Consider the following 25276-nt stretch of genomic DNA (forward strand, 5'->3'; position numbering starts at 1 on the left):
TCCTCAAATGTCGTAGCTGTGGTTTTCACACGTCTCGATCCGATAGTTGAAATCGAAGACGATGGTGCCCGCAGACACGTCGTAGATGAATTCGCCATAAGCACCCTCATTATTCTCCCATCCGGCATGCTTCTCCTCGAGCAGGGCGAAGCAGAAGCTCTCGATGGCGTTGGCGAGCGGCTGACTCAGGCGCGTGATTTCCTCCGAGCCGAATTCGGTCGAAGCGACCTCGACGCATGTCGCCGGCAGTTCGGCATCGGCGTCGCCGGCTTTCACCTCGATATTGTCGATCTGGCCGCTATCGCCATAGCCATTGAAACTGACGGTGACGCAGCTGATGCCGGCGTCACCGAGCGCTGCGAGCAGCACGGCCTTGTTGGCAGGATGCAATTCAGCAGCGCGCTGCTCATAGGCTTGGTAGCGGGCCATGAAATCCTCCGGGTCGAACGCCGGAGCCGGGATTTCGTCGGTCATGATGGATCTCCTTGAAACGCGAAAGCCCGGCGCTGGGCCGGGCTCGATGGGGTTCGGGAAAAGAAGGCGGGACGGCCGCAACCGCCCCGCCCGGTGCCGTTATTCGGCGGCGACGGCGTAATCGGCCGTCTGGTCGACATCGTCGGCGAGGAAGGCCGGAAGGCTGCTGGCATCGTCCGCCGGATCGTCGATCACAGGCGTGCGGAGCGGTTCGGGCAGCCAGCCGGCATCGGCGAGGAGGCGTTCGGCCTCGCGCGCCATGTCGTCCTTCTTCAGATGCTCGATCAGGCCCGCCGTCTGCGGACCCTTGGCCTCGGCGACCGCTTCGAGAATGCGCGGCTTGGTGATCCCGCCGAAATAATTCTCGACAGTTGGTGCCCAGCCCGCCGCGACCATGTCGAGTCCCACCGTGCGGGCGAGGACATGGGCATGGTCGATCCGGCGTGCGATCGTGTGCGCTGAGGTGCGGCCATTGTCGTATTTCGGGGCCGGCTCCCAGCAAGCGTTGACCGCATAGGCCGCGCAATGCGCGAACAAAGCGGCCTGCTCCGAGCCGTCGAGCAACTGAAGCGCGTCCCAGATCTCCTTGTCGGATTTGGGCAGACGGTCACGCCAGCGCGCGTGCCGCTCGGCAATCGCCTTCGCCGCCGGGCTGTCCTTGAGACCAGGCGCCTGGGCGGCGAACACCGCGCGGTTGACCGAGATGCCAAGGCAGGACTCCCGGCTAGCGAGGAAGAAGGTCGACAGGACTATGGCGTGCAGCACCGCGGCGAAGGCGATCGACGGACTCTGCGCGAAGGCGTCCTGAAGCGCGACGGTGCGCGTCGCGGTCAGCTCGCAGATGATGCGGTCGGGAAGCGGCTTGACCAACTCCTCGTCGCTGTCGTCCGATGGCGCGGGGTGTGCCGGCCTGCTGCCTTCGCCCGGCTGGCTGGGCTCGATCGCCGCATCGTTCGCCGCGACCTCGCCGGTGACCGGGTCAGGCTCCTGCTCGACCTGCGGTTCGTCATCTGGCCGCACATAGCCGCGCTCAATCAACAGGGTGCCGCGCTGGTCGAAGGTGACGAACGCACCGGCACGGGCGAGCTCGTCGGCATCGTAGGTCAGTGGACGTTCGACCAGGCTCGCGAGTTCGGTGTCGAGCGCGTCGATCTTGGCCTCGATCTCCTCGGGGAGCTCCGGCATATCCTGCCATTCGTCCTCAAGCGCCCCAGCCTCCTCATGGATTGCGTCGACACGGGCCTGCTCGGCTTCGCTGAGTTCGGGACGGGTGCCGTCGATCTCCCGCAGGCCGCGCTGGAACCCGTAGGGCAGCTCGCGCGACACCGTGACCCATTTCCAACCTTCGGTGCCGACCCGTTCGCCTTCGGCATTCAGCTTCTCGTCGACGAGCCGTTCGAGCAGGGCGACATCGGTGAGCCAGCCGCCATCATCATCCTCGAACAAGTCGCGCATCACGCTGCCGCCGGCTGCGACATAGGCGTCGAGACCGACGAAGCGCGCGCGGCGATCGGCGGCGCGAACACTGGCTTCGGTCAGGCGATCGCGAATGAACCTGGGCGCCATGGTGTAGCCATGGTTGCCCAGATCCCAGACCTGCTCCTGGCGCTCATGGTCCTCGCTGACCGCAAAAGCCATGAGTTGGTCCAGCGTCATGCCGTCGGCGGCATAGACGTCGTGCAGCGTGGGCGAGACCGAAGCCAGCTTGAGCCGCTGGGTCACGACCGCGGCGGTGGTGCCGAACACCGCGGCGATGGTCTCGGCATCGTCGCCCTTGTCGTTGAGCGTCCGCATCGCCCGGAATTCGTCGAGCGGATGAAGCCGTTCGCGCATGGCGTTTTCAGCGTAGGAGTCCTCCTCGGCCGAGATCGGTCCATCCGCTGCCTTCACCACGCACGGCACCGGGGCGTCCTTGGCGAGCCGCTTACGCTTCACCAGGAGCTGCAGCGCCGCATAACGTCGACCGCCGGCCGGCGCCTCGAACCGATCGGTCGCGTGACCGTCGGCGTCGAGCGTGGGGCGGACGTTGAGCGACTGAAGCAGGCCGCGACGGTCGATGTCGTCCGCCAGCGCCTCGATCGAGACACCATTCTTGATGCGCCGGACATTGGCCTGGGACAGGTCGATCCGGTCGAGCGGGATCGCCTGGACCGGGTCGAGGACCAGCCTGGGTTGAGATTTAGCCATGACGTTTCTCCATGGCGGGTGGGCCGGAGACTCTCTCCAGACCTTCACCCGCCACCCGCAGGGCTGCCCTCCTCTCCCTCTTCCTGAGGCGGATGCGGTGCGGACAGGATGCGTCGGCACGTCCCGCCTCGTCGCGGCGCCGAAGGCGGCAGATAGAAGGGGCGCCCTTGGCGAAGCCGGCCGGCGCGGCGGCGTGCGCGCGGGCCTGGGGGCCAGCCGCCGCCGTGCCCTCCGGCCCGAGCCAAGAGCGCATGCGCGGTCCAGACAGGAAGCGCGACCTCTGGCGGCGGCTGCGGCCGCCAGTGTGCGCACCACTGAAATCCGCGCGCAGTTGGGGGCGTTGCGGGGCAGGCTGTGCTGAAACTCGCAGTGACCCCCGCCGAAGATCCGGACCGAGGGGCCGAACGGATCAGGCGACCCCGGTCATTTTCCAATGCCCGAAGGCATTCATGGCGTGGAGGAGGTTGAATGCCAGGATCGACAGGGCCGCTTCCGCTTTCACCGCTCTCAACTTCCGTGTTAGGAACCTGCCGCCACCCGACATTCGTTTGATTGTGCCAAACGGATGCTCAACGGTGCAGCGCCTGATCCTCATTAGATCTGGATCGGCTATATACGGGCTTCCATCCGATCGAGCGCCGCCTGATCGAACAGGCGGTGGATCGTGCGCGGTGCGCCTGGAGTGCATTGCGATTTTATAGCGCACGTCTTGCACGCCCCCGTTCTGTAACGGATCGCTCGATTACGCGTGTGCTTGCCCGATGGTCGGAGTGTTTCGCCTGCGGAACAACGGATTGTGTCGCTCCCTTCGTCATAAACGGACTGAGTGGGGCGGAAGTGTTCGCTGTTCATCGCGCCGCGCTTAATCCGCGCTGATACCGTGATGGCGTCGCGCTCGCATCGGGCAGCTTTCAAGCGTTCGGGAGTTGAGTCGAGCGGTTCGGCATCCCTTCGGTCGAGCGATCGCGTGCGTAGAGGGTCTGGATCAGCGGACAGCCAGGATCCTGTCCGGCCTCGCAGGCCCGCACCGACTCAGCCAAGACGCGCTCCATCCGTTTAAGATCGGCGATCCGCGTTCGGACGTCCTTCAGGTGAACAGCGGCCAAGTCGCGCACCTCTGCGCAGGTGGCGTTTCCGCCGGCCGCCAGGCCAAGCAACGCCCGCACCTCATCGAGCGTGAAGCCGAGTTCCCGGGCGCGGCGCACGAATCCGAGCCGGTCGACATCCCCGCCACCGTAACAGCGATAGCGGCCTCGCCGCGGTGGCGGAGGCATCAGGCCGATCCGCTCGTAGTAGCGGATCGTCTCGATGTTACAGCCCGTGCGTCGGGAGAGTTCACCTATCTGAATCGCGGTGTCCGCCATGCTGCTCTACGCCTTTCAATTCGGGGCTTGACTCTGTAGTCGCTACAGATCGTATTTAACGAGCCTCAGCCCTCTTGGGCAAGCTGCGGTCATGACCGCAGCATCGCTCAGAGGGTCCCATCGAAGTCGCCGAGGCCATCCAATGCCCATCCAGAATCCTCTCATACGCGCTGCCGACAAGGCGGGCGTCATCGGCTCGATCATCACCGCCATGGGGTGCGCGGCTTGCTTCCCCGCTCTCGCGAGTCTCGGCGCCGCGCTGGGTCTGGGTTTTCTGAGCCAGTACGAAGGCGTCTTCATCCATTACCTCCTGCCGCTGTTCGCTGTGATCGCCATCATCGCCAATACGGTCGGTGGGCTCCGCCATCGCCAGTGGGCGCGAATGGCGTTGAGCGTCATCGGGCCGGTCCTGGTGCTTGCGGCGGCTTTGCTCATGGCGACCCGCGGTTGGCCGACGGAGTGGCTCCTCTATCCGGGACTGACCTTGATGGTCGTCGTCGCGATCTGGGATCTTGCCGCGCCGCCGTGCAACGCGCCCGCTCCGCCCCGCCAAGCGGCTGTTCGCTAGCGTCATGGCGGGGTTGATTGGAAGGAGACTCCTTTTGTCGGAATCGAAAGACAGCCGCGGCGCGTTGGCGCTCGGAGGCCTGGCCGCCATCCTGGCCTCGACCTGTTGCCTCGGCCCGCTCATTCTGGTCGCCCTCGGCTTCAGCGGCGCCTGGATCGGCAATCTGACCGCGCTGGAACCGTACCGCCCGCTGTTCATCGGCGCCGCGCTGGTCGCCATGGTCTTCGCCTACCGCCACATCTTCCGCCCGGCCCGCGCCTGCGAGCCCGGCGAGGTCTGCGCCGTGGCCGAGGTCAGGACCACCTATAAGGTCATCTTCTGGGTCGTCGCGGCGCTCGTCTTTGTCGCGCTGGCGTTCCCCTATGTCCTGCCCATGTTCTACTGAAAGGAAATCCCCGTGAAGAAACTCATCTCTCTAATCGCCCTGCTGGGTGCGCTCAGCACGCCGGCCTGGGCCGCGAAAAAGGCGGTCACTTTAGTGGTGCCCGGCATGACCTGCGCGGCTTGTCCGATCACCGTCAAGACGGCGCTCGCCAAAGTCGCCGGCGTCGAGCGAATCGACGTGAGCTTCGAAAAGCGCCAGGCCGTCGTCACCTACGACGATACCAAGACCACGGTCGCCGCCCTGACCAATGCGACGGCCGGCGCGGGCTACCCGTCCACCGTCAAGCGCTGAGGAGCCTGTACCCGTGACCGCCGCGATCGCCCTGCGCATTGATGGAATGACCTGCGACTCGTGCGCCACGCACGTGAAGGAGGCGCTGGAGCGCGTTCCGGGCGTGCGCTCGGTCGCCGTCTCCTATCCGAAGGCCCGTGCGGACGTTGCTGCCGATGCGGGAGTGAGTTCCAAGGCCCTTGCGGCCACGGTCGCGACGCTTGGCTATCGCGCCTCGGTCGCCGACGGGGGCGCCCGGCCCGCAAGTGTCCTCGACAAGGCGCCGGGCTTCCTGGCGGGCGGCGCGCAACGCGGCGCCGGCGGCGTCCCACTGCACATCGCCGTCGTTGGCAGCGGCGGCGCGGCGATGGCGGCGGCACTAAAAGCCGTCGAGCAAGGCGCGCGGGTCACGCTTGTCGAGCGCGGCGTAATCGGCGGAACCTGCGTCAATTTCGGCTGCGTGCCCTCGAAGATCATGATCCGCGCCGCGCATGTCGCTCACCTGCGCCGCGAAAGTCCATTCGACGATGGAATCGAGGCGTCCTCCCCGACGGTCCGGCGCGACCGGTTGCTGGTCCAGCAGCAGGCCCGCGTAGATGAACTGCGGCATGCCAAGTATGGGAACATCCTGGCCGAAACGCCCGCCATCACGGTGTTGCGCGGCGAGGCCAGCTTCCGGGACGCCCAGAGCCTCCTCGTGCGCCAGGCCGACGGCGCAGAGCATCACGTGGCCTTCGACCGCTGCCTGATCGCCGCCGGCGCCAGCCCGGCGATACCGCCCATTCCCGGCTTGCAAGGCACGCCGTACTGGACCTCGCAGGAAGCCCTTGAGAGCGAGACGATCCCGCCGCGGCTGGCGGTGATCGGGTCGTCGGTCGTCGCGGTCGAACTGGCCCAGGCCTTCGCCCGGCTCGGCGGCAAGGTGACGATCCTGGCGCGCAGCACCCTGTTCTTCCGTGAGGATCCGGCTATCGGCGAGGCGGTCACAGCAGCCTTCCGCGCCGAAGGCATCGAGGTGCTGGAGCACACCGAGGCGAGCAAGGTCGCCTACGCCGATGGCGAGTTCGTGCTCGCCACCGGTCAGGGCGACCTGCGCGTTGACAAGCTGCTCATCGCGACGGGCCGCGCGCCCAACACCCAAGGGCTCGCCCTGGAGGCGGCCGGCGTCGCCGTCAACGCGCAGGGCGGCGTCGTGATCGACACGGCCATGCGCACCAGCGCGCCGAACATCTATGCCGCCGGCGACTGCACCGACCAGCCGCAGTTCGTGTATGTCGCGGCGGCGGCCGGAACCCGGGCAGCGGTCAACATGACCGGCGGCGAGGCCGTCCTCGACCTGGCCACGATGCCGGCGGTCGTGTTCAGCGACCCGCAGGTCGCCACGGTCGGGCTCAGCGAGGCAGAGGCCCACCACGTCGGGATCGAGACCGACAGCCGGCTCTTGACCTTGGACAACGTCCCGCGCGCGCTCGCCAACTTCGACATGCGCGGCTTCATCAAACTGGTAGCGGAAGCGGGTAGCGGCCGGCTCATTGGCGTCCAGGCAGTGACGCCGGAGGCGGGCGAGATCATTCAGACGGCGGCGCTCGCCATCCGGGCGCGCATGACCGTCGGCGAGCTGGGCGACCAGTTGTTCCCCTACCTGACTATGGTGGAAGGCTTGAAGCTCGCGGCACAGACCTTCTCCAAGGATGTGACGCAGCTCTCCTGCTGCGCCGGTTGAAGGCTCACTTTTGCGCGGTGAACGGAGCGCGCCTGATGATGACTCTTACCTCTCACGCCGAAGCGACCGAAAGGCCCGCCGTCGAGTTTCCAGGCGGCATGATCACCCCAGACTGGGGCACGGTCACGACGCCACAGGCCCAGAACGCCCTGAAGGCCATCGTCGAGGCCTTCATCGGCTCCAAGTGGGATGGGCTGGATGAGACAGAGAGCCGACTCCACGGCATCGTCCTGCACGGCTACGCCTCAAGTGGGCGCGCGCCAGCGATGGCGGATGTCGCCGCGGCAGCCGGGCTCACCATAGATGAGGCCGACGACGTGCTGCGGCGCCTGGCCGTGCGCGATCTGCTGATCCTCAACGCTGCCGGCCGGATCAACGGCGCCTATCCGTTCACCGATGGTCCGACCGAGCATCACGCGGAAGCGCGTGGGCTCACGATGGGCACCATGTGCGCCATCGATGCACTCGGCATCGGCGCGATGCTGGAGCGCGATGTCGTCGTCCGCTCAGCCTGCCGCCAGTGCGCGCGCTCGCTCGCCATCCGCACCCGGAGCGACGGTCACGAGCTGGATCAAGTCGAGCCGTCGGGGATCGTTGTCTGGTCCGGCCATCGCTATGCCGCCGGCTGTGCGGCGTCTTCGCTCTGCACCTTGCAGGCCTTCTTCTGCGACGACATTCACCTGGAGGCTTGGCGCGCGAACAGCCCGACTGACGGCCGGGAGGGTGTTCGCCTAAGCCTGGCCGAAGCGCTGGAGGTTGGCGTCGCGCTTTTTGCGCCGATGCGAATGGGGCTGCGGTCATGGATTCTTACGACCTGATCGTCATCGGTAGCGGCACGGCGGCCCAAGTCGCTGTTGCAAAGGTCCGCGCTGCCGGCTGGTCCATCGCCGTGATCGATAACCGCCCATGTGAGGCGCTCCATCTGCTCCGGCGACCCTCCTTCCGAACTTCCCAATGACCTGTCCAAAGGAATAGAGGGCGAAAAGGAGACCCCGAGGGCGGTCCAGCGCTTCAAGCGCTGGACCGCCCGGCTAAGCGGCCAGGGGCATGTCATCGCCATCGGACCCGGCAAGGAACCGTGCCAGAGCAGCCTTGCGCGATCCGCGATCGAGTGCGTAGCTGGTCCGCTTCAACGCCACGCCATCCAGCAGAGCGGCGATGTATCCCGCGATGCTGTCGGCGGCCATGACAAGCGCAGTATCGAGTGTATGCACATAACGCCCAGTTATAGTGCCGTGCGCGTGGCCAATCAGCGCCGCGATGGTGATCTCGGTGAAACCAAGATCATTGGCGAGGCTGGAGAAGCTATGCCGCAGGATATGCGCAGTGATGTCCTCCAACTCCGTGCCGGCGAAGATTTTCTTCCAGTGATGTGGGAAGCTGCCGAACGGCTTATCGTCATCCCGGCCCGGAAAGGCATACGGGCTGTTACGCGCCTGCTTGCGCCGCTGCTCGAAAAACTCGAGAACGGAGAGCCCGATGGCGCGGATGGATTCGCCTTCCTTGGAGTCCTCCAAGCGGAAGCAGCTACCCGGCTCGTCGATTTCCGTCCATTTGATACCGATCACCTCGCCGCGCCGGCACCCGGTCATCGCCAGCACCCGAATGAGCCCGGCAGTGTCGGCATAGCGTTCATCGTCGGCAGCATTGCGCAGGATCGCGCCGAGCAGGCGAAATTCGTCTTCGGAAAGGCGCCGGTCGCGCTTGCTGTCCTTAGGTTTCTTGATGCCATGGGCGGGGTTGACCTCGATGATACCAAGCTCGTCGCGGGCATAGGTGAGGATGCCGCCCAGAAGTCCGACCGTGCGGCTGCTTGCTCCGAGGCCGCCGCGGACGATGGCCTTGCCACGCAGTTTGTCGGTTTTGACCGAGACGTTGGTTTTACCGCTGATGATGTCCTTCATCATCGACGTGACATCGGCTTTGGTTAGCTGAACGACCTTCTTCTTACCGATGAGCGGAATGATGTGCCGCTTGATGCGGCCGATGTCGGTGGCGCGGGTGCTCGCCTTCTTCGGCCGGCCGCCCTTGCCCAAGATGCGGCCCTGCTCCAGCTCCGTCATGTAGAGCTGACAAAGCTCCTTCATGGTCATGGCCTTGCGCGCGCTGTTCCGGTCCGCGAGCGGATCATTGCCTTTGGCGACCTCGGCTAGCACCTGGATTGCCAAGGTGCGCGCCTGATCGGCGGTGATCGTGCCGTGGCGACCGAGTTTCATGCGCCGGCGGATGTTGTTGGCGTTGCGGTAATCGACGAAGTAGGTCCGCGTACCGGAGGGTAGGATGAAGGCGCCGAAGCCCTTCAACTCTCCGCACCACAAGGTATATTGCCGGTCTTGCGGCACCGCCTTGTCGATGAGCGTCTTAGTCAGTTTAGCCATGCTTGCCTCGCTAGAGGGGCTCCAAAAAACTCACCAAAATCTCACCAGCCAATCGGAAATGCTGGAGTTCCCGTGAGTAGCTTAGGAAAGCCAGAATGTCAAAAAACACTGTATATACAGTAGCTTATGCCGCTCTAGCGTTTGATAGCGTTCCATGTCGGAGTCGTTGAATCAGCCCTCCGAAGGCAGAGGCCACTGGTTCGAATCCAGTCGGGTGCACCATAAAATCAAAGATTTAGCTAATGTCGCAGTGGCCGTACGGAAAACGTACGGAAACATCATCGGACGGAATGCGACTAATGAACGCGCGCCGGGACGATTCTTCGTGCGCAGCCCAGTGCAACGCACGCGCGGCCTGCCCCTACCGATCGAATACGAATTCGCGAGGGAGCTTGGATTTCGCCTTATCTATACAGCTTCACGTCAGAATTTTGCCAATGGTTGCCCACGCCCCCCACATTCCTCCCCAAACTTTGGGCGATATTTAATGGAGCGTCACGACAGGATTTGCGATTGCTATGGCGCGAAACAACCGAACGAGCGGCGGGTTGCGAGACGGGGTGGGCGACCCGAACGGCCGATGTCGGGCCGATAGCGATCCCGCGGTTGACCTCGCTGAACGCAAGAGTGTGCGGTAGCACCGCACGCTCTCGGCACCGCGCCATGCTGGACTTCCGTGTATCGGCCCGGCCATGCGATGGCCGCAAACGCCCAGCCCAAAACGATACCCGGCATCACCGGTCTCGGCCCATTTCATCAGGGCAACGATGCCGCCTGATTGGAAGGCTTCCTGTGCGGCGTTTTCGCGCAGGCGAGCGATACGCTCGTGGCGGGCGCGATAATCGAGCGCCTCTTCCTCGATTTCGTCAGCCGACTCGTCGCCCCATGACTTGCTAAATCGCCACGCGCTTCATTGCACCAGCCCGCCCTCCAGACCGGGGAGGTCCTATGGCGCGAGGGGGAGATCCATAGTGAAGACGTTATGAGCGCCCTCCCGCTGATACGAGGCGGTCCCACCGTGCCGCAAGCTCGCGACGTGAACCAGCGCGAGGCCAAGCCCGATCCTGTCGCCCCGGCCGCCGAACCGCGCGAACGGATCGGCCCGGCGATCGTCAGGCAGTTCGGGCCCGGCACTGGTAACAAAGAAACGCACTTTTTCATCCAGCATGCGGACACCGTAATGAACCGTCGCTCCTTCAGGAGCAAATCGCACAGCGTTATCGAGCAGATTGTGGATCGCGCGCATCAGGAGGCCATGATCGCCATCAATCCAGATGCCGTTCTCCTGCAGATCGCTCTCATCGCGCAACGTCAGACGGCGCCGCTTCGCCCGTGCCCACGACATATCCGCCGCCTCTGCCGCCACGTCAGCAAGATCGACCGGTTCGCGCCGCAGCAACGCAGTGCGCGCCCGGGCAAGGCGCACGAAATCGTCCGCCATCGCCAGGCCGCGCTGCGCATGGCGGCGTAGCCAGTCCACCCGGAGGGTTTCACCGCGCGATTGATCAAGCAAGGTCAATATCTCCGCATAGGGAGACCGGATGTCATGGCCCAGTAAATGCAGCGTGTCCTCGCGCTCCCGCTCCATCGTACGCAGGGCCGTGACATCGGTGAGCCGGACGATCCTTTCACCCCCTCCAAGCTTGACCTCCGCCAAGACGAAAGCGCGGTCGGCCTGCGTAACCACCTGACCCGTATCAGCGTCCAATTGCCCAAGCGTACGGCGTAAATCGGCAAAGGACTGCCCGATGCACGCCATGCCGAAGATCTGGGTCGCCGCTGGATTGGCCGATCGAATGATGTCGTCGGGTGCCACGACGCATATCGCATCAGGAAGATGGTCGACCAGCCGCGCAACGAAACGTTCGAGCCGAATCAGTTCTGTTTGCAGCAAGGCTGCACGAAGCCCCATGAGCATCAGCCCGGCTCCTGCGGCCAGCGCTGCCGCTTGGGTCCCGATAGCGATAGCGACGAACATCGATGCAGCGCAGAACGCGGTCGGCATCAGCATGCCGATCAATCTGGAGTGTCGTATCCGGCATTGCCCCTCCCCAGCGGCCGCGTCGGCGAACAGAAACAGGAAAAACGGGATGGCAAACGTAACGTTGACGACATGACCGGGAGGTGGTGGATTCGGCCCCCTAAACACCCATCCGTTCATTAGGGCAGAGTCGAGCCAGTAGCTCGTCAGAAGCGCTGCCAATGCTATCGCGAACCTTCGATGCACAGGATCGGGTTGCGCCGCGATTGCGAAAATCGACAGCACCGCGGCGCCCATGTTGATAATCGCGTGGTATCGCGAGGTCAGCTTGTCCCACGCAGGATCGGCAGCATGCTGGTGCGGAAATATCGAGGGATAGAGGAGGTAAAAAAGCAGGCCTGCCAGCAGCAGGGCCTGTGCTCCATCGATCAAACGATAAGGCCGCGTCGCGTCGTGTTCCTGGCCGCGGGCGAGGATTAGCAAATACGGTATCAGCCGAAGCATAAAGAACAGTTCGTCGAAATAAACCCGAGCGCCATCAGGGTAATGCGCCTGCAACCACGTTATCGCCCAATAGGCCATGTCCCAGAGCACCAGCGCGAGACAGAGCATCACCCAATGCCAGCGAATTTCCGTGCCCGATCGGCACGCACGCGTGAGGCAAAATGCGACCATCACGCCAAGCACCAAGGTCACACCGAGCGCGGTGGTCCAGACATGGCCGACATAGCGGAGCGCCAGGAACGCATGACAGGTCGTCGCGCAAAGCAGCACAACGCACCACTTTCGATTGTCGCTATCCGGTGTCGAGGCGATCACAGCGCGTCCGCTACATCGTCCTGCGCGGCCGAGACATAGGTGTCGAGGCGATAGCCATAACCGAACACCGTCTGCAAACGGTAGCCGTTCTCCGATCGCAACTGAAGCTTCGCGCGCAACCGGGACACATGCATATCGAGCGTGCGCGTCGATAGCCCGGCTGCACTTTTCCAGACGCATTCCAACAAATAGGCGCGCGACAACGGACGGTCTCGCCGCTGGAAAAAATGGAGGGCGAGCGCATATTCCTTGGGCGTCAATTCAATCACGCGTCCGTCGAACAGAACTTGCTCGCCCTGCGAGTCAAAGCTGTAGCGGCCGAACACTTCAGGCTCGTTGTCACCATCGCGGCGCAACGTCCGCCGCAGGACCGCGTCGATCCGAGCCGCCACGACCTTTGCCGTCTCCGGCTTTACAATATAGTCGTCCGCCCCTGCCTCCAAAGCGGCGACGATATCGTCGCGATCATGCCGAGCCGTAAGCATCAACATGGCCGGCGGCACGGCAATGTTCGCGCGCGCCCAACGAACAATCTCCAGCCCCCCGATATCCGGCAGGTTCCAATCGATGACGAGCAAATCGAACGTGTCACGCGGCAGCGTGCCGATCAAATCTCGCCCTCTGCGGAAGGGAACGCAGACATGCCCCCTTTCGGTCAGCACGCTCCGGATGAACGCCAGAGCCGTCTCGTCATCATCGATTACACCGACCCGCATCATTATCCTGTCCGGTTAACGATCCCTAACACCCGATCGCGGCCGTAATCCACTATCCCCTGGCTTGGTTACATCTATTTACAACACCGGCGCTCGATCCCGACGGCGTTACATTCCGTTACACCATGTCAGCGGTTTCGCAGTGGACGGGTTCTACATCGCCTGATGCAGATGTCGGATCCCACAGGTAGACCGCTATGAAAATCAAAGTCCCCACCTCCGCTGTTGAGATCGGCATGTTCGTTGATTCCATGGAAGGATCGTGGTGGCTCAACCCGTTCTGGAAGAGCAGTTTCCTCATCGCCTCTCAAAAGGACTTGAAACGACTGACATCGAGCAACATCGCATGGGTCGTGATCGACGATAGTCGCGGTGTCGGTTTTAAAAAGGCACCGCGCACGGTTGCGGCGATCCCGCCGGAGCCCAGGCGGGCCCGAATGCCGGCCGTCCACGTTCCGCCGCCCCCTACTCCCACACCATCAGCGAGACGTCCTGACTTCGAGACACAGCGCGTTGCCGCGATCATCGACCGATCGAAGCGTGAGGTAATTCGTCTGTTTACCGACGCGCGGATGGGCAAGGCGCTCGAACGGCGGGCGATGACGGCAGTGGTCGACGATATCTGTGATTCGGTCGGCGACGATCCGACCGCTGTCCTGAAAGTGACGCGCCTCAAAAAGAAGAACGAATACACCTATCTGCACTGCGTAGCGGTTTCCGCGTTGATGATCGCGCTGGGTCGGCACTTGAAGCTCGGGGAAGACACCGTGCGCGAACTGGGCCTCGCCGGCTTGCTTCACGACATCGGAAAGATGACAATCCCAACCGACCTGCTCGAGAAACCCGGCCGACTGACTGCGGCCGAATTCGAGATTGTCCGCGCGCATCCGGAGAATGGATATGCGATGCTGATGGAGGACAATATGTCCTCCATCGTCCACGACGTCATTCTGCATCATCACGAAAAGCTCGACGGCAGCGGCTACCCGCACCGCCTGTCCGGTGACTCAATCACCTTGCATGCCCGGATCGGCGCGATCTGTGACGTCTATGACGCGGTGACCTCCAAGCGGTCCTATAAGCGCCAATGGACCCCGTCCGAGGCGCTGACCCAGATGCGGTCCTGGACGGGACATTTCGATCCCGAGATCCTCGACGCCTTCATGCGCTGCATCAGCATTTATCCGATAGGTCTTCTCGTTCGGCTGCGCAGCAATCGCCTCGCCGTCATTCTGACTGAGAATGTGACCCGCCCGACGGAAGCCATGGCGCGCGCCTTTTACCTGCCGCGTGAATTGCAATTCATCGAGCCAGCTGACGTTCGGCTTTCGTCGGGTCTGAAGGGGGATGCCGTCGTCGAGATCGAGGATCCGGAACGTTGGTTCCCCGGCGAGTGGGAGGGGGTCCGCGACGCTGTGCTGTCAGGACAGCAGCCGACCTTCGCCACCCTCGGCGACCTTTCCGCCGCCACGGTGGCATCATGACCACGCAGGCCGAACGGAATGCCGTGGCAACGGGCACGCTCCGCACGCGCCCTGCCCCGCCGTCGCGCCCGAAAATCCTCTCCCGGCTGCTGCGAGGATGGTCTAGCGAGGTCCCGGTCGCGGCGGACGCGCAACCCTCTCATAAACGCAAACTCTATGACGAGATCGGTCACTTCCTCTTCGCCCATAACCTAGATTTGACGCCGCTAAACTTTGGATGCGCGCATGATTACGTCGTTGGTGGCGATCGACGTTTGGTTAAGGACGTCGATACGGCGCTCGATCAGCAAAGCGTTTCCAACGGCTGGATCGAGGACTATGTCGCCGGGCGACAGCGCCATTCGCTTGCACCGGAGATGCTGGTCACCATGGCTGCCCAGGCAGAGGGTGAGCTCAATCGCTGCCTTGTGATCATGAAGGCGTCTGCGGACCGCGCCAACGACTATAGCGAATCGCTGAGCGCGCCGCAGCCGGCGGTGACGGCGGAGGACATGATCGAACGCCTTGCGGGTTTGACCCGCGAGATGATTGGCCAGACGCGTCTCGCCGAGGCCGAGATGCGCGCCAGCTATAGCAAGGTCAGCCAATTGCAAACGTCGCTCCGCGCAGCCCGCAAGGCATCGGAGACAGACCCCTTGACCGGCCTTCCCAACCGGCGCGGTCTGGAACGGCGCTTCGGCGAGTTGTGCGCGACCCATGCACAGCGTCCAATGGCGATTGCGCTGTGCGATGTCGATCATTTCAAAGCAGTCAATGACCGGTTTGGACATGAGACAGGCGACCGCGTCCTAAAAACGATCGCCGGTGAGCTCCGCTCGGTAAAAAATCGCGGGGGATATGTCGTACGGCTAGGCGGCGAAGAGTTCGCCGTATTGCTGCCCGATCATGCACTTGAACGCGCAGGGGCGGAAGTGGACCGTGTCCGCGAACGGCTGGGCGCACGCAATCTGATCGACAGCGTCACCGAGCGGCCGATCGGCTCCATCACCTTCTCAGCCGGCATCGCAATGGTCGATGGTCAGCAGGGACTGAGGCGCGCCTTGCGACTGGCGGACGCGGCGCTCTACGCGGCCAAGCATGCCGGCCGAAACCGCATCTATGCTGCGTTCGGTGACGGACAAATGGCACCGATGCACAACGATATGCAGTGATCGACCGCCCTGCGATCGGGATAGCACGGTAGAGGGGTTCTCTCGCAACGCCCGTTCCATCATTTATCGGCTCAGCACGCCGACCACATCATCCGCTGGTGAAAATCTAGCGGGGGGTCGATGTCGCGAAAACCGAGCTTGAGATAGAGTGCGCGTGCCCGAAGGTTGGTATGGGCCACGTGCAAATCGAATCCCTTGCTGCCCGCCGAAACAAGCGCGGCCTTGGTCCAGTTGATCAACGCCACGCCGAAACCGCGTCGGCCGGGCAGAAACCCCATATCCAGCGCGCGCCACATGCTGCCGTGCCGGTCGAGATAATAGCGCCCGATCGGCACCACCGTCTCGCCCTGCGCGCGCTCTACGATCCAATAATCGGCGCGAGGAAACTGTTTGAGGAAATGGCGGTGCTGCAGGTCGAACTGTTCGCGGATGATCCGCTCACGGGCCTCTGCGCCCCATGGTGCCAGCACGAAATCGGGCGCGGTGAGGGCGCGGTGCAGCGCACGGAGAAAACCGAGATCGTCTCGTCCCGCCGCCCGGAGCCGCACCCCGGCAGCCTGGAGCGTAGCCGAGAGTTGGGGCGGCGCGGCACGCGGAAGGGGAAAGCGCGGCAAAGGGCGATCGACCGGCGTCTGAGTGGTTGCGCCCATGCTGGCAGGCTTTACCATTGACCAATGAATCGCAACGCCGCCGAAGCGGTACATTGGGGGATGACTATGAAACTGCCGACGCCGGAAGATTTCGAACCGTGGGTGGGCAAAGTCGTGCGCGTGTTGACCGTGCCCGAGCCGGTCGAGGTCCGGCTGCTACGGCTCCATCGCAAGGCCCATTTGGTCAACGAATTTCGCGAACCTTTCACACTCATCTTCGAATCGCCCGAAACCGTCTATCTGCTCGATGAAACCTATGAATTCGATTGTGGCAATGGTGGCCCCTACCCCATCGCCATAAGCCAGCTACAGCCGAGGCCCGGTCAGCCCCGGCTGTATCAGGCGACCTTTTGTTAGGGGTGCGGCGGCCAGATGCCGACTGTCGCGATCATGGTGAAAACCGCGATTACCGGCTGGATATTGGGCACTGGGGTGGTCCCACCCGCCAAACCGATGGTGACTGATCCCTGCGGCGTGAAGGGACCCCCAGTAACCGTAAGGCCGCCGAGATTGACGGCAGTCGTGCCTGAGCCTGCTGGCGCATAGACTTTCACCGTGCTGGGCCCGCTGGCGGGGAAGCCGTTGGCAAGCTGGCTTCCGGTGCTCGCAGCGTTCGTGACTTGCGTCGTTGTAGCCGCAGTCAGCGCAGACAGGCTGCCCGAGGCGGACGTCATCCCTGGCAAACCCTGGAACGTCGCCTGGTGGTTGTGCAGCGGCATGTTGCTTTGGGTCAGCTGGTTGGCTTCGGTTCCGCTCTTTGCCCCCAGGGCATAGTTGGACAAGCCAGGCCCCTGGCCCGTGCCCACCAGCACACGACCGCGCGCATCGGGAATGCCAAACGTGCTTACGCCGTCACCACCGAAATTCGTACCGAGCAACGCAAACAGCGCCTGGTTTTGCGAAAGCGGTATAGTCTGCCCACTACACTGCAACCATCCGTCCGGAGCGTAGCTGAAGCCGACCTGGATGATCTGGCCGATAAAAGGGTCGGACATACTGATTCTCCTTGATTTGTTAAGAGTATACAGGACAAGAAACAAAGGTATGCGACGCTGTTTGAAGCCGCGCGATACACCGCGGCGCGCAATAATGCTGCCAATTAGCCTGCGGGGGCAAGAGCAATAGACCTTGATACGAAATTTTGTGCGCAATTTGCGTATTTTGTGCGGTGCACCATGAAATGATGTGCTCGCACGATTTTTAATATTAAAGAAATGTGGCACTTTAGCGAGCGCTGCCGCGTGCCCGACCCACGATTTTCCAACTTTTCTTAGAGTTAGCCGGGCTCATTTGGCAATGTTGCGAAAATTCTATCCGCGTCAGGCCAACAACGCTGCGCATCCGCCGCCGCAGCGCAACACAAGCCGCCGCGCGATCGTCAAAAATGCCGGCTTGCAGTCAGCCCGATAGAGCGGGGCTGGCCGATAGTGCCAAAATACGCACCATAAATTGTGGCCCCGCCCAACGGATAGCTTTCGAGATACCGGATATCGGCGAGATTTTTGATCCACAGTTGGAGAGAAGTGCCGGATCGATCGTCCGTAAAGCCAAGCTGCGCATTGGCGATCCCGACATTCCCCAATCGGGAATAGCGGCTGTTGTCGATATTCCCGTAATAATGGGAGCGATACCCATAGTCGAAGCCGACCGACACCGTCCCGCTGGCCGCGATCTGGCGGGTATAGCGCGCCGACCCGTTCAGGATCCACCGCGGCGCATCCGCCAGCGGGCCGCCGCTCAAATCACAGCTGGCAGACCCGAGCGTCTCGGGCGGGCAGGGCGCGGTAGGATAGCTGTCATAGTGCGCATCATCATAGGCGGCGGTCATGGCCATTTCGAACCGCGATGAGGCCCGCCACCGCGCCTCCATTTCCACGCCGCGCGTCGAAACGCGCCCGACATTCGCCAGGATCGCCCCGAACAAGCGGTTGAGCGTCGCCTGATAGGCACCAATCCGCGTATAGAAGAGGGCAAGGTCGAAATGGACATGCCCGCCCAACGCGCTCGATTTCAGGCCAAGCTCGAAGCTGTCGGCATGTTCCGGCCGCACGATTTGATCATCCGTCGCCGTCGCGACGATGGGATTGATTCCGCCGGCCTTGGCCCCGCGCGCATAGCTCGCGTAGAGATGAAGATCGCGGGATCGGGCATAGGTCAACGCGAGCGTTCCCGACGGGTCGACCTCCTCGACCGCGAGCGCCTGATGATAGCTCGACTGGGCGGCATTGGCCGGACGGTCGATCACGCCCGACTTGCGTTCATATGTACCACGCGCGCCGATCGTGAGCGCGAGCCTCGGGTGAAAATGCCAGGTGCCCTGCGCAAACACAGCTACACTTTGCGAATTCAAGTCGGCTTCGGTCGAACTCGTCACACCATTGAAGGCGACCAAGGATGGCGGCGGCACGGCCGTATTGCCCAGGAAATTCGCCGCTTTGGCACCAAAAGCGAGACGAAGCGCCGATTGTAGCGATTGCCGGAAGTAATAGAGCCCGGCCGTCGCATCGATCCTGCCGCCGCCGGGATTGGCGATGCGAACCTCCTGGCTGAATTGCCAGTCGTCGGTCGGCACGGACGCGTTCGTGTAGGCCTCGGCGCTCGACAGATCACCGTCGAAACCCGCCCGATAGCGCCATGCGCGATAGCCCGTCACCGACGTGATCTCCGCCGCCCCCAGGTCATAGACAAGATTGGCGGTGAGCCCGCCCTGGCGAACGCGCAGAAATGTTGGAGCGTTTGCCGTGGTGCGATAACCGGGGCCGCCCAGCACCGCATTACCGCCTGCAGCCGCAACCCGCGCACTGTAGGTCGCCGATGGAGGGCCCAAGGACCCTGCGACCAGCGTGCAGCAACTGTCGCGCTCATCGTGATATTCCGCAATCAACCGCAAGCGCAGGCGCGCGTCCGGCTCGATCAAAAACTGAAGACGGGCACCCGTGCGATCGGTGCCGTTCAGTCGGCCTCCGCCGTCGATCCGGTCGATCCACCCGCCCTGCCCGGTGTGATAGACCGACAGGCGCGCTGCCAGCACATCGTCGACCAGGCCCGTCGAGACGGACCCGCGGAACCGCACAAGGCCGTTGGTACCGATCGAGGTTTCGACGCTTCCCTCCGGCACAAAGGTCGGGGCCCTGGAAGTGATTACGATCGCGCCTGCCGTGGTGTTCTTTCCAAAGACCGTGCCCTGTGGGCCGCGCAGAATCTCGACCGCGTCGATGTCCGACAAATCATAGACCGCCATTCCGGGACGACCAAGATACACGCCATCGACGAAAATCCCGACGGCGGGTTCGAGCCCGTCGCTCGCCGGATTGCGACCGATACCGCGGATCGAAACGTAGTTTCCGCGCGGATTAAAATAGCTGATATTCAGGCTGGGCGCGAGTTGTTTGAGATCCTCGATCTGGTGAAGCCCGCGTCGATCGAGTGTCGCTCCGGTGACTTTCGTAACTGCGATCGGGACGTCATCGGCCTTCTCGTCGCGCTTTCGCGCCGTCACGACGATGTCGTCTTGCCGATCCATCGCCCCGGCCCCGGTTGCAGCCAAGATCGCAAGCAGGTGCCACGCCACCACCAGCAGCACCCTCTGCGTCTTTACGCTACCCGCCATTTGCCCTGAGTCCCGCCCCCGCGCCGAGCCTTATACGGGCTGTCCCGGGCGTACGAAAGGGACGCACAGCGCCGGTGTGGGCCACCACACACACCGCGGCCCGTTACAAATCGATTGACGGTCACCATCTTTATGTTAGTGTTACTAACATGGAGTTGGCATCACTGACCTGACGATTCGTTTGACGCGCCCTAGGTAGTGCGGCCGCACATGAGAGCGGAGGCTGAGACATGTTCGACGAGGTAAGCGCGCGCGACGATGCAGACACCCCCGCCGCCACCGGCGAGCAGTCGAACCAAGGCGACATCGACTCCCTCGGACTGTTGCTGCTTCGCATTCGTCACGGAGATCAGCGCGCCTTCAAACGGGTCTATGACACCACCGCGCCGCGCCTTTTGGCGAAGGCATTGTCGATCCTTTCGAACCGTGACGCGGCTGAAGACGTGCTGCAGGAGACCTATGTCCGTATCTGGCGCAACATCGCCCAGTTCGATCCCGCACGCGGCACCGCCGCGACGTGGATCATGCGTGTGCTCCGCAATGCAGCGATCGACCGGCTTCGGCACGATCGGACGATTGCACGCTACCAAACCACGACCGACACCATGCCCGACCTGCCCATCGCGCCGGAACCGGTCACCGACCGCATCGATCTTGACCGCGCGCTCGCCCGGATCTCGCCCGAACAGCGCCTGTCCATCTGCCGCGTCGTCGTCCATGGCTGGACGCACGATGAAGTCGGCAAGCTGGACGGCGTTCCTACGCCAACCGCCAAGGCCCGCGTACAACGCGGCCTACGCCGTCTGCACGCCGCTTTGGCCGATACTGACCCTGACGCAAGGGTGGCAAGACAGGCGGAAAAGGCATTAGCATGATCGAGCAGCGCCGTTGGATGATCGGTGCTTGCGTTGGTGACACTTGCAGGTTTGGTAGAGAATGACGAACGACGCCTCCAAGGCACCGTATCAGAGCCCGCTCCGCGCGCGCCTCAAAGAGCAGACATCGCTCATCATCCTCGATGCGGTCGAGTCTATCATCCGCAATGCCGATCTCGCCGCGGTCAGCATCGCGGAGGTCGCCCGCGTCGCCGAAGTTACCGAACAGACCGTCTACCGGCACTATCGCACCCGCGACGAACTGATCCGCGCGTTCATCAAATGGCATCTGGAACGTGCGGTCGGGGGGCCGGACATTCAGCTTCCGCGAACGATCGACGAACTGCTTATATGGTTGGAAAGTCGTTATCGGGCCTGGGAACGGGATGGACAGGTGGTCAGCGAGACCTACCTCTCGGCAATCGGACGGGAATTGCGCAAACCTTTGTATGAGCTGGGATATCAGAACCTGAACCGGATGCTTGGCAACGAACATCCCGAACTGAGCGACGCAATGCGCAATTATGTCGCATCGGCCATGCTCACGCTGATGAGCACCGAGAATTTCGTCTTCCTTCGCCACAACCTTGGATACGACGCGCGCGCCGTGCATGTCAGCGTGGTCAACGCGATCAATGCCATCCGGCGTGGCCTCCAACCCGATCTGTCGGCCGACTATATTTGAAAAAGGGTGTCGGTCACCCGTTTGCGGAGCTGGTGAGACGTGCCTGGATTGCGGTCCAAACGTCGGACGTCGGCATCTCGGATGCGCTCTCCTCCTGCCCCGCCCCGGGGGAGGAAACGAAGGAATCAAGCAATTCGCGGTAGCGATCGACAAGATCGCGAAACACACCGTCGTTGGTTACCCGATCTCTTGCCTGCTCCAGCAAAGGAGTGCGCAAAATTCCCAACACAAAATCCAACGCAAACGCCTGTTCAAATGACAGATTCTGGAAGTTATTTGTCGATATACGTGTAATTTGACGAGGCACTTTTTGCTTTTTCATCCGGCCACACGCCATCTATTTTAGTAGTTTTCAACAAAATTCAAGCTCATTTCCGAAAATGACTTCCGCGCAAGCGGTCGTATCATACGTTCGAGCGCGTGCCGAAAATACGGGGAGCACCGCTCCCCGTATTCCGGATGAACGCACACACCGCCGGAAGCGCCCGTATCGGGGGAAGCGATCGCTCCCGCCTGTGTGTGCCCCGATCACGAATGCCGATCCCTGGGGTTGGGCGGGTCGGCACCGTCATGCCGACGTGGCTGACGCTTTTCCTACGGAATCCGAAGGGGTTTTGGACGCATGCTCGCGAAAATTTCGTGACCGCCGCCGACATGTGCCCAAAAAAATCTGAGGCCTGTGCATCCGCGATCAATGCACGGCCGTAATGAGAGCATCGGCGGGCAGATTTCTAAGATCCTGCTTTCTCCGGTCGCACAGATGACTTGTGCGTTCATCTGTATCTTCAGAATTATTGCCCATCTATTTTACAATATTGCAACAATGAAGGACATATCCATGAAAAAGACCATCTTTGCTTCGATCCTGCTCGCCACCGCAAGCGTTGCCGGCGTCGCCACTGCTGCAATGGCAATGCCCGCGCCGGTCACCGTTGGCGGTGCGCCAATGTATGCCAACAAGAACATCATCCAGAATGCGGTGAATTCGAAGGATCACACCACGCTGGTCGCCGCAGTGAAGGCCGCCGGTCTGGTGGAGACGCTGTCGGGCCCCGGTCCGTTCACGGTGTTCGCGCCCACCAACGCCGCCTTCGCCAAGCTGCCCGCCGCCACCGTTCCGACGCTGCTGAAGCCCGAAAACAAGGGCCAGCTCACCTCGGTCCTCACCTATCACGTGCTGCCGGGCAAGCTGTCGGCCACCGCGCTGCGCGCAAAGATCAAGGCCGGCAATGGCCGCGCAACGTTCAAGACGGTCCAGGGTGAGGAACTGACCTTCACCATGGCGGGCCGCCGTCTCCAGATCACCGATTCCAAGGGTGGCAAATCGACGATCACGATCGCCGACGTCAACCAGAGCAATGGGGTGATCCACGTCGTCGACGCAGTGCTACTCCCGTAAGGCATTGCTCCGACCTGGGGGGAGGCCAACCTCCTGCGCTTCCCCCCAGTTTCTTTGTCCGATGGCGCAGGATCCCGACATGACAGCGCGCAGCCTCGCCAGACCACGCCGTGTGACGATCCACCCGCTGATCGTGCGACTGTGTCACTGGATCAACGCGGCCGCGATGATCGTGATGATCCTGAGCGGCTGGGCGATCCACAATGCGGACCCGATCGCGCCGTTCCTCTTCCCCGGTCGTATCACGCTCGGCGGCGGATTGATCGGCGGGTTGCAATGGCATTTTGCGGCGATGTGGGTGCTGTTCGTCAACGGCATCCTGTATCTGGTCTATGGCTTCGCCAGCGGCAGGTTCGCGCGCAAACTCCGCCCGATCAGCGTGCGCGATGCCGTCGTCGACGGTCTCGCCGCGCTGCGCGGTCGGCTCGGTCATGCCGATCTGTCGGTCTATAACGGCGTGCAGCGCCTGCTGTATGCCGGTGTGATTGCGCTTGCCGTGCTCGTCGTGGCGAGCGGCCTGTCGATCTGGAAACCGGTCCAGTTCGGCTGGCTGACCTGGCTGTTCGGCGATTTCGATGTCGCCCGCATCGTCCATTTCGCGGCGATGAGCGGCATCGTCCTCTTCTTGGTTGTCCACGTCGCGATGTCGCTGCTGGTGCCGCGCAGCCTGCTCGCGATGATCCGGGGAGCGTGAGCCATGAACGACGAAACCCGCTATATCCTGAGCGACGCCGCGCGCGGCCTCGACGTGCCGACGCGGCGGCTGTTCCTGCGCAACGCGCTGGGGCTTGGCACGCTTGCGATGCTGAGCGGCTGCGACGTGGTCGACGGCCTGAGCGCCGAGCGCGTGCTCGGATCGATGTCGGATTTCAACGACCGTGCACAGGCATGGTTGTTCAACCCCAACACGCTCGCGCGCGAATATCCGGCGCGGATGATCACCCGTCCGTTTCCGTTCAATTCCTTCTACACGCCCAATTCGCCCGATCTGGCCCCGCGGATCGACCCGCGCGAGTTCGTGCTCAACGTCACCGGGCTGGTCGAGCGCAAGGACGATTGGACGCTGCGCCAACTCTACGCGTTGCCGCGCTTCACCCAGATTACGCGCCACGTCTGCATCGAAGGCTGGAGCGCGATCGGCAAATGGACGGGCGTGCGCTTTTCCGATTTCCTGGCGCGGGTTGGGGCGGACCGGCACGCGAAATACGTCACTTTCCGCTGCGATGACAATTACACCACCTCGATCGACATGGCGACCGCGCTCCATCCACAAACCCAGCTGTGCTTCTGGATGAACGACGCGGTGTTGCCCCGCCAGCACGGCTTCCCGATGAAGTTGCGCGTGCCGACGAAGCTCGGGTTCAAGAACCCCAAGCACATTGGCGAGATCGCGATCGGCAATGACTATACTGGCGGCTATTGGGAAACGTACGGCTATAACTGGTTCAGCGGGCTCTGAGCCAAAGCCCGCGATCAGGCCGGGCGCACGACCAGAATGTGGAACGTGCCCGGCAGCATCGCCGGTCGCCCACCGCCCGCCGGGGCAGGTCCGAACTTCGCGCTGGGCAAATAGAGCGTGCCGGTTTTGGGATCGAGCGCGCCGGTGCGGGCCCCCACTTCGGTCTTGACCGTGCCGACATGCGTCACGGCGGCACCCGCCAGCGAGAGAATATCGAGAACGCCATCCTTGCCGCACGGAACGAACGCCAAATGCCGCGCTTCATCCAGGATGACGGCGTCTGGCCCCGCGCCGATCGCGATCAAGCTCGTCAGCGTGCGGGTCGCGACATCGACGACCGCCGCTTTGCCATTGGCGCACGCCGCGATGAGGCGGTTGTGGGGCTTGTCATAAGCGAGGCCGGTCGGCGCGTCGCAGCCGAGCAGCGGAATCGGTGAACCTGCTACCCCCCGTGCGACATCCACCGTCTCGATTTCGTTGGCGTCCTCATTATTGATGAACAGCGTCCCGTCTGCGGAGAATGCCGCATATTCCAGCGCCGGTTTGACGGCGATGGTCTTGGTCAGCTTGGCCGTGGCGAGATCGATCACCGACACGGTGCCGCTGGTCGCGTTCATCACATACGCGTGGGTCTTTGCGGGATCGAGGATTGCAGCGTCGGGCTTCTTGCCGACGGCGATGGTGGCGGTCTCGGAGCCGGAGACGGGGTCCAGCAAGCGCACGGTGCCATCGGTCCCGCTGGACACCAGCAGCGCGCCGCCCGGCAGCGGTAGGGCCGCATGGCCGCGCTGAACGTTTCCGATCGACGAAACCTTGCCCGTCGCGAGATCGACCACGGTAACGTTGTTGCCCCGCGCGATGTAGAGATGGGTGCCTTCATCGTCCGTCCGCGCATAATCCCAGGGACCATCTGGGCCGGCGATCGCGGTGGCGACCACGTAGCGCGGCGCGGCGGCCGCGCCTCCCGCCAGCGGCAAGGCAAGGGCAACGAACGCGGCAAGAAGCGATTGAGGACGCATGGCGGTCTCCACGATAAAGCGAGGCCGCCCTTCTGACGGCATCTCCTGCGCACGTCACGTTAGCGTTTCCTAATGCGGC

The 25276-nt window shown here is 62.9% G+C and carries 25 protein-coding genes; 13 read left to right on the top strand and 12 right to left on the bottom strand.

Annotated features, from left to right (window positions below; genetic code table 11):
- Nucleotides 1-3: 3 nt before the first annotated feature.
- The 4 genes from ACP7BY_RS18195 to ACP7BY_RS18210 all read right to left on the bottom strand — a co-directional run bounded on the left by ACP7BY_RS18195 (nucleotide 4) and on the right by ACP7BY_RS18210 (nucleotide 4025).
- On the bottom strand, nucleotides 4-474 hold the full coding sequence (locus ACP7BY_RS18195; RefSeq protein WP_052192471.1) for a DUF6878 family protein: 471 nt from the start codon (nucleotides 472-474) through the stop codon (nucleotides 4-6).
- Nucleotides 475-573: 99 nt separating this feature from the next.
- Nucleotides 574-2661 carry a ParB/RepB/Spo0J family partition protein gene (locus ACP7BY_RS18200; RefSeq protein ID WP_137903066.1) on the bottom strand — a complete coding sequence of 696 codons (2088 nt, stop codon included), beginning with the start codon at nucleotides 2659-2661 and terminating at the stop codon, nucleotides 574-576.
- Between the two features lie 409 nt (nucleotides 2662-3070).
- On the bottom strand, nucleotides 3071-3349 hold the full coding sequence (locus tag ACP7BY_RS18205; protein ID WP_426288258.1) for a transposase: 279 nt from the start codon (nucleotides 3347-3349) through the stop codon (nucleotides 3071-3073).
- A gap of 223 nt (nucleotides 3350-3572) precedes the next feature.
- Entirely contained in the window at nucleotides 3573-4025 is a 453-nt protein-coding gene (locus ACP7BY_RS18210; protein ID WP_052192570.1) for a MerR family transcriptional regulator, read from the bottom strand.
- Between the two features lie 142 nt (nucleotides 4026-4167).
- Here ACP7BY_RS18210 and merC point away from each other — a divergent pair, with 142 nt between their 5' ends.
- The 5 genes from merC to ACP7BY_RS18235 are packed head-to-tail and all read left to right on the top strand — an operon-like array spanning nucleotide 4168 to nucleotide 7789.
- Nucleotides 4168-4593: an organomercurial transporter MerC gene (gene merC, locus ACP7BY_RS18215; RefSeq protein WP_033967414.1), complete on the top strand. Its 426-nt coding sequence runs from the start codon at nucleotides 4168-4170 to the stop codon at nucleotides 4591-4593.
- A gap of 34 nt (nucleotides 4594-4627) precedes the next feature.
- A complete protein-coding gene (gene merT, locus ACP7BY_RS18220) occupies nucleotides 4628-4978 on the top strand; it encodes a mercuric ion transporter MerT (RefSeq protein ID WP_033967415.1) in 351 nt (116 codons plus the stop codon).
- Between the two features lie 12 nt (nucleotides 4979-4990).
- Nucleotides 4991-5269, top strand: coding sequence for a mercury resistance system periplasmic binding protein MerP (gene merP, locus ACP7BY_RS18225; protein ID WP_033967416.1), 279 nt, complete (start codon nucleotides 4991-4993; stop codon nucleotides 5267-5269).
- A 13-nt stretch (nucleotides 5270-5282) separates the two neighbouring features.
- Complete coding sequence (gene merA, locus ACP7BY_RS18230) at nucleotides 5283-6971, top strand: mercury(II) reductase (RefSeq protein WP_283214668.1); 1689 nt, start codon at nucleotides 5283-5285, stop codon at nucleotides 6969-6971.
- A gap of 35 nt (nucleotides 6972-7006) precedes the next feature.
- Nucleotides 7007-7789: an alkylmercury lyase family protein gene (locus ACP7BY_RS18235; protein WP_231565302.1), complete on the top strand. Its 783-nt coding sequence runs from the start codon at nucleotides 7007-7009 to the stop codon at nucleotides 7787-7789.
- Between the two features lie 213 nt (nucleotides 7790-8002).
- Here ACP7BY_RS18235 and ACP7BY_RS18240 read toward each other — a convergent pair whose 3' ends face one another.
- The 3 genes from ACP7BY_RS18240 to ACP7BY_RS18250 form a co-directional block, all read right to left on the bottom strand.
- Complete coding sequence (locus ACP7BY_RS18240; RefSeq protein WP_033966611.1) at nucleotides 8003-9349, bottom strand: tyrosine-type recombinase/integrase; 1347 nt, start codon at nucleotides 9347-9349, stop codon at nucleotides 8003-8005.
- Nucleotides 9350-10295: 946 nt separating this feature from the next.
- Complete coding sequence (locus tag ACP7BY_RS18245; protein ID WP_033966610.1) at nucleotides 10296-12149, bottom strand: sensor histidine kinase; 1854 nt, start codon at nucleotides 12147-12149, stop codon at nucleotides 10296-10298.
- A complete protein-coding gene (locus ACP7BY_RS18250) occupies nucleotides 12146-12868 on the bottom strand; it encodes a response regulator transcription factor (RefSeq protein ID WP_310065762.1) in 723 nt (240 codons plus the stop codon). Before ACP7BY_RS18250 ends, ACP7BY_RS18245 begins: the two co-directional genes overlap by 4 nt.
- A 194-nt stretch (nucleotides 12869-13062) precedes the next feature.
- On the opposite strand from ACP7BY_RS18250, the gene ACP7BY_RS18255 reads away from it, so the two are divergent.
- On the top strand, nucleotides 13063-14349 hold the full coding sequence (locus ACP7BY_RS18255; RefSeq protein ID WP_137903064.1) for an HD-GYP domain-containing protein: 1287 nt from the start codon (nucleotides 13063-13065) through the stop codon (nucleotides 14347-14349).
- A gap of 254 nt (nucleotides 14350-14603) precedes the next feature.
- A complete protein-coding gene (locus ACP7BY_RS18260; RefSeq protein WP_171010574.1) occupies nucleotides 14604-15500 on the top strand; it encodes a GGDEF domain-containing protein in 897 nt (298 codons plus the stop codon).
- Nucleotides 15501-15571: 71 nt separating this feature from the next.
- On the opposite strand, the gene ACP7BY_RS18265 is transcribed toward ACP7BY_RS18260, so the two are convergent.
- Nucleotides 15572-16150 (bottom strand): GNAT family N-acetyltransferase, encoded by a 579-nt coding sequence (locus ACP7BY_RS18265; RefSeq protein ID WP_137903063.1) that lies wholly within the window; start codon nucleotides 16148-16150, stop codon nucleotides 15572-15574.
- 66 nt (nucleotides 16151-16216) lie between these two features.
- On the opposite strand from ACP7BY_RS18265, the gene ACP7BY_RS18270 reads away from it, so the two are divergent.
- Entirely contained in the window at nucleotides 16217-16507 is a 291-nt protein-coding gene (locus ACP7BY_RS18270) for a DUF6916 family protein (RefSeq protein ID WP_033966619.1), read from the top strand.
- On the opposite strand, the gene ACP7BY_RS18275 is transcribed toward ACP7BY_RS18270, so the two are convergent.
- Nucleotides 16504-17145, bottom strand: coding sequence for a phage tail protein (locus ACP7BY_RS18275; RefSeq protein ID WP_033966608.1), 642 nt, complete (start codon nucleotides 17143-17145; stop codon nucleotides 16504-16506). The two genes, ACP7BY_RS18270 and ACP7BY_RS18275, sit on opposite strands and share 4 nt — an antisense overlap.
- A gap of 383 nt (nucleotides 17146-17528) precedes the next feature.
- Nucleotides 17529-19760 (bottom strand): TonB-dependent receptor, encoded by a 2232-nt coding sequence (locus ACP7BY_RS18280; protein ID WP_137903062.1) that lies wholly within the window; start codon nucleotides 19758-19760, stop codon nucleotides 17529-17531.
- A gap of 230 nt (nucleotides 19761-19990) precedes the next feature.
- On the opposite strand from ACP7BY_RS18280, the gene ACP7BY_RS18285 reads away from it, so the two are divergent.
- Nucleotides 19991-20635 carry an RNA polymerase sigma factor gene (locus ACP7BY_RS18285; protein WP_126845116.1) on the top strand — a complete coding sequence of 215 codons (645 nt, stop codon included), beginning with the start codon at nucleotides 19991-19993 and terminating at the stop codon, nucleotides 20633-20635.
- 61 nt (nucleotides 20636-20696) lie between these two features.
- Nucleotides 20697-21320 (top strand): TetR/AcrR family transcriptional regulator, encoded by a 624-nt coding sequence (locus tag ACP7BY_RS18290; protein ID WP_033966606.1) that lies wholly within the window; start codon nucleotides 20697-20699, stop codon nucleotides 21318-21320.
- A gap of 13 nt (nucleotides 21321-21333) precedes the next feature.
- Here the strand turns inward: ACP7BY_RS18290 and ACP7BY_RS18295 are convergent, their stop codons facing one another.
- On the bottom strand, nucleotides 21334-21642 hold the full coding sequence (locus ACP7BY_RS18295; RefSeq protein WP_126845117.1) for a hypothetical protein: 309 nt from the start codon (nucleotides 21640-21642) through the stop codon (nucleotides 21334-21336).
- Nucleotides 21643-22158: 516 nt separating this feature from the next.
- Here ACP7BY_RS18295 and ACP7BY_RS18300 point away from each other — a divergent pair.
- From ACP7BY_RS18300 to ACP7BY_RS18310, 3 genes are all read left to right on the top strand, one after another.
- A complete protein-coding gene (locus tag ACP7BY_RS18300) occupies nucleotides 22159-22719 on the top strand; it encodes a fasciclin domain-containing protein (RefSeq protein WP_137903061.1) in 561 nt (186 codons plus the stop codon).
- Nucleotides 22720-22798: 79 nt separating this feature from the next.
- Nucleotides 22799-23413, top strand: coding sequence for a cytochrome b/b6 domain-containing protein (locus ACP7BY_RS18305; RefSeq protein WP_033966617.1), 615 nt, complete (start codon nucleotides 22799-22801; stop codon nucleotides 23411-23413).
- 3 nt (nucleotides 23414-23416) lie between these two features.
- A complete protein-coding gene (locus ACP7BY_RS18310; protein ID WP_033966604.1) occupies nucleotides 23417-24178 on the top strand; it encodes a molybdopterin-dependent oxidoreductase in 762 nt (253 codons plus the stop codon).
- A 14-nt stretch (nucleotides 24179-24192) separates the two neighbouring features.
- Here ACP7BY_RS18310 and ACP7BY_RS18315 read toward each other — a convergent pair whose 3' ends face one another.
- Nucleotides 24193-25197, bottom strand: coding sequence for a YncE family protein (locus tag ACP7BY_RS18315; RefSeq protein ID WP_137903060.1), 1005 nt, complete (start codon nucleotides 25195-25197; stop codon nucleotides 24193-24195).
- Between the last annotated feature and the right edge of the window lie 79 nt (nucleotides 25198-25276).

Origin of the sequence: Sphingomonas sp. PSPC2-2 (assembly GCF_049897725.1) — a bacterium.
In the GTDB taxonomy this organism is placed as follows: domain Bacteria; phylum Pseudomonadota; class Alphaproteobacteria; order Sphingomonadales; family Sphingomonadaceae; genus Sphingomonas.

Excerpts from the sequence above, each read along its gene's own strand:
- ACP7BY_RS18195 (WP_052192471.1), bottom strand. The coding sequence starts at position 474 with ATGACCGACGAAATCCCGGCTCCGGCGTTCGACCCGGAGGATTTCATG.
- ACP7BY_RS18200 (WP_137903066.1), bottom strand. The coding sequence starts at position 2,661 with ATGGCTAAATCTCAACCCAGGCTGGTCCTCGACCCGGTCCAGGCGATC.
- ACP7BY_RS18205 (WP_426288258.1), bottom strand. The coding sequence starts at position 3,349 with ATGCACTCCAGGCGCACCGCGCACGATCCACCGCCTGTTCGATCAGGC.
- ACP7BY_RS18210 (WP_052192570.1), bottom strand. The coding sequence starts at position 4,025 with ATGGCGGACACCGCGATTCAGATAGGTGAACTCTCCCGACGCACGGGC.
- merC (WP_033967414.1), top strand. The coding sequence starts at position 4,168 with ATGCCCATCCAGAATCCTCTCATACGCGCTGCCGACAAGGCGGGCGTC.
- ACP7BY_RS18235 (WP_231565302.1), top strand. The coding sequence starts at position 7,007 with ATGATGACTCTTACCTCTCACGCCGAAGCGACCGAAAGGCCCGCCGTC.
- ACP7BY_RS18240 (WP_033966611.1), bottom strand. The coding sequence starts at position 9,349 with ATGGCTAAACTGACTAAGACGCTCATCGACAAGGCGGTGCCGCAAGAC.
- ACP7BY_RS18250 (WP_310065762.1), bottom strand. The coding sequence starts at position 12,868 with ATGATGCGGGTCGGTGTAATCGATGATGACGAGACGGCTCTGGCGTTC.
- ACP7BY_RS18255 (WP_137903064.1), top strand. The coding sequence starts at position 13,063 with ATGAAAATCAAAGTCCCCACCTCCGCTGTTGAGATCGGCATGTTCGTT.
- ACP7BY_RS18265 (WP_137903063.1), bottom strand. The coding sequence starts at position 16,150 with ATGGGCGCAACCACTCAGACGCCGGTCGATCGCCCTTTGCCGCGCTTT.
- ACP7BY_RS18270 (WP_033966619.1), top strand. The coding sequence starts at position 16,217 with ATGAAACTGCCGACGCCGGAAGATTTCGAACCGTGGGTGGGCAAAGTC.
- ACP7BY_RS18275 (WP_033966608.1), bottom strand. The coding sequence starts at position 17,145 with ATGTCCGACCCTTTTATCGGCCAGATCATCCAGGTCGGCTTCAGCTAC.
- ACP7BY_RS18280 (WP_137903062.1), bottom strand. The coding sequence starts at position 19,760 with ATGGCGGGTAGCGTAAAGACGCAGAGGGTGCTGCTGGTGGTGGCGTGG.
- ACP7BY_RS18285 (WP_126845116.1), top strand. The coding sequence starts at position 19,991 with ATGTTCGACGAGGTAAGCGCGCGCGACGATGCAGACACCCCCGCCGCC.
- ACP7BY_RS18290 (WP_033966606.1), top strand. The coding sequence starts at position 20,697 with ATGACGAACGACGCCTCCAAGGCACCGTATCAGAGCCCGCTCCGCGCG.
- ACP7BY_RS18295 (WP_126845117.1), bottom strand. The coding sequence starts at position 21,642 with ATGAAAAAGCAAAAAGTGCCTCGTCAAATTACACGTATATCGACAAAT.
- ACP7BY_RS18300 (WP_137903061.1), top strand. The coding sequence starts at position 22,159 with ATGAAAAAGACCATCTTTGCTTCGATCCTGCTCGCCACCGCAAGCGTT.
- ACP7BY_RS18305 (WP_033966617.1), top strand. The coding sequence starts at position 22,799 with ATGACAGCGCGCAGCCTCGCCAGACCACGCCGTGTGACGATCCACCCG.
- ACP7BY_RS18310 (WP_033966604.1), top strand. The coding sequence starts at position 23,417 with ATGAACGACGAAACCCGCTATATCCTGAGCGACGCCGCGCGCGGCCTC.
- ACP7BY_RS18315 (WP_137903060.1), bottom strand. The coding sequence starts at position 25,197 with ATGCGTCCTCAATCGCTTCTTGCCGCGTTCGTTGCCCTTGCCTTGCCG.